A 2,557-nucleotide genomic window follows, 5' to 3' on the forward strand; every position below is an offset into this window, starting at 1 on the left:
GGGGACGGCAGGGGAACGGAGGCGTTTCACGCGGCGGCCTCACTCCTTGGCACCAGCCGGTGGGTCACCAGGTCGGCGCCGAGGTTGAGGAGCACGGTGACGGTGCCGAACACCAGGGCCAGGCCCTGCATCACCGGCACGTCGCGCGCGGCCACCGCGTCCATGAGCACGCTGCCGAGACCCGGTATGACGAACAGCGCCTCGACCACGACGACCCCGCCAAGCAGCCAGTCGATGGTGCGGGCGAGTTGCTGGGTGGCCGGGGCGATCGCGTTGGGCAGGGCGTGTGCGTACCTGACGCGGGCGGGTGCGACGCCGTACCGCAGGGCCTGGGCGGTGTAGGGCGCGGCCAAGGCGTCAATCATGCCGGCGCGCACCAGTCGACTGATGGAGCAGACGGGCCTGGCAAGCAGCACCAGCACCGGCAACACCAGCACGGCGGGTTGAGCCAGCGGGTCGCTGCCGAGGGCGGTGGGCGGCAGCCAGCCGAGGCGGAGGGCGAAGACGAGGACGAGCAGCACGCCGAGCGCGAACTCGGGCACCGCGTAGACCGCCAGGGTGGCGGCGCTGACCCCCCGGTCGACGGGCCCGCCCTCGTGGCGCGCCGCGAGTACGCCCAGCCCAAGCGCGATTGGGAGGAGCAGGGCCAGGGTGAGCCCGGCGAGCAGCAGGGTGGGCCCGACGGCACCGGACAGGTGGTCGCTGACCGGGCGCGTCGAGACCAGGGAGACGCCCAGATCGCCCCGCGCGAGACCGGCCAGCCAGTCGAGGAACCGTTCCGGCGCCGGCCGGTCGAGGTCCATCGCCTCCCGGATGGCGGCGATCCGGTCCGGGTCCGGCTGGTCGCCGGCGAGGGCGACGGCGGCGTCGCCCGGCAGCGCCTCGGTGAGCACGAAGATCAGCGCGGCGACGGCGAGTATCTGGGCGCAGCCGAGCGACAGCCGCCGCGCCACGAAAGTCGTCACGCGAGCCAGACCTTGTCGAAACGTGCCCAGTCCAGGGAATTGGCGGGTGCGGTCGGCGAGACACCGCGCACGTGGTTGGCGGTGCCCAGGATCCAGTCGGCGAAGCCCCAGACGAGGAAGCCGCCCTCGTCGTGCAGTTGGCGCTGCAGGCGCTCGTAGAGGCCGGTGCGTTCGGCCTCGTCGGCCGTGGCCTGGGTCTGCTGGTAGAGCTCGTCGAAGTCGGCACGCCGCCACTGGGTCGCGTTGGTGGGCGAGTCGCGAAGGAGGCGCTGGGAGATGTGGGTGCCGATGGGCATGGCGCCCGAGCGGTAGCAGGCGAGGGTGCCGGAGTCCAGGATGTCGGCCCAGTAGCTGTCCGGGTTGCCGGTGCGCACGGTGACGGTGACCCCGGCGGCGGCGGCCTGGTCCCGGAAGATGGCGGCGGCCTCGGTGAACCCCATGGCGACGTCGGAGGTGTCGAGGGTGACCTCCAGGTTCTCCGCGCCGGCGGCGCGCAGCAGTTCGCGCGCCCGGGCGAGGTCCTGCCGGCGCTGCGGGAGGCTGTCGGCGTAGTACTGGTAGCCCCTGCCGAAGAGGTCGTTCCCGACCTCCCCGGCGCCGGAGAGGGCACCGTCGATCAGCTCCTGGCGGTCGGCGATGAGGAAGAACGCCTGGCGTACCCGTGGGTCGTCGAACGGCGGCCGGTCCGTCTTCATCACGAAGGCCTGCATGGCGCTGTTGGCGAGCCGGACGATCCTCACCTGGCCGGCGTCCTCGTGCGCGCGGGCGGTGGCGGGGTTGAGCTCGTGGGCGTACTCGACCTGTCCCCCGAGCAGGGCGTTGACGCGCGCCGACTCCTCGTTGGCGACGGTGATCTCCAGGGCGTCGAGGTAGGGGGCGCCGTCCCAGTAGTCGTCGTTGCGCTCGTACTCGGCCGAGCGGCCGGGTGCGAACGACGTCAGGCGGAACGGTCCCGAGCCGACGGGCCGGTCGAAGTCGGTGGTCCCCTCGGGGACGACGTAGGCGCCGAAGGTGGCGAGTACGGCGGGGAAGTCGGCCGAGGGGCGCTTGAGTCGGAACTCGACGACCCGGTCGCCCTCGGCGCCGCTGGCGTCCAGGTCGATGAGTTCGAGGTCGGCCTTGGCGCGGAAGGTGTCGTCCGGGTCCGCGATGCGCCGGAAGCTGTACAGCACGTCGGCGGCGGTGACCCGGCGACCGTCGTGGAAGGCGGCGTCGCGCAGGCTGACGCGCCAGCGGTCGAGGGAGCCGTTGGGCTCCCAGGACTCGGCGAGGCGTGGTTCGGCCGACATGTCGTCGGCGTAGTCGGCGAGCTTGTCGAAGACGGCCTTGGCGCGCACGACGTCGACGAAGAGGTTGGCGCGGTGCGGGTCGAGGGTCTCGTTGGCGCCGCCGCCGGCGAACGTGGCCCGCAACCGGCCGCCGCGGCGGGGCTGTTCGTCCTCGCCCGACTGGTCAGTCGCGGTGCGGGCGCCGCTGCCGCAGCCCGTGAGCGGGCCGAGGGAGACGGCGGCGGAGACGAGGCCGGCGGCGGCCAGCAGGCTGCGCCGGCGCGGGGCGTGGTGCGGGTGGTTGGCGGGGGTTCGAGGCATGGC

Annotated in this window: 2 protein-coding genes; both read right to left on the reverse strand. The window is 73.3% G+C overall.

Annotation, left to right across the window (positions count from 1 at the left end; all coding sequences use genetic code 11):
* Positions 1-26 precede the first annotated feature (26 nt).
* Complete coding sequence (locus E1265_RS35490) at positions 27-974, reverse strand: ABC transporter permease (RefSeq protein WP_207931343.1); 948 nt, start codon at positions 972-974, stop codon at positions 27-29.
* On the reverse strand, positions 962-2,554 hold the full coding sequence (locus tag E1265_RS35495; protein WP_132935065.1) for an ABC transporter substrate-binding protein: 1,593 nt from the start codon (positions 2,552-2,554) through the stop codon (positions 962-964). The genes E1265_RS35490 and E1265_RS35495 overlap by 13 nt, the downstream gene beginning before the upstream one ends.
* Between the last annotated feature and the right edge of the window lie 3 nt (positions 2,555-2,557).

The organism is Streptomyces sp. 8K308, assembly GCF_004348315.1.
Lineage (GTDB): Bacteria > Actinomycetota > Actinomycetes > Streptomycetales > Streptomycetaceae > Streptomyces.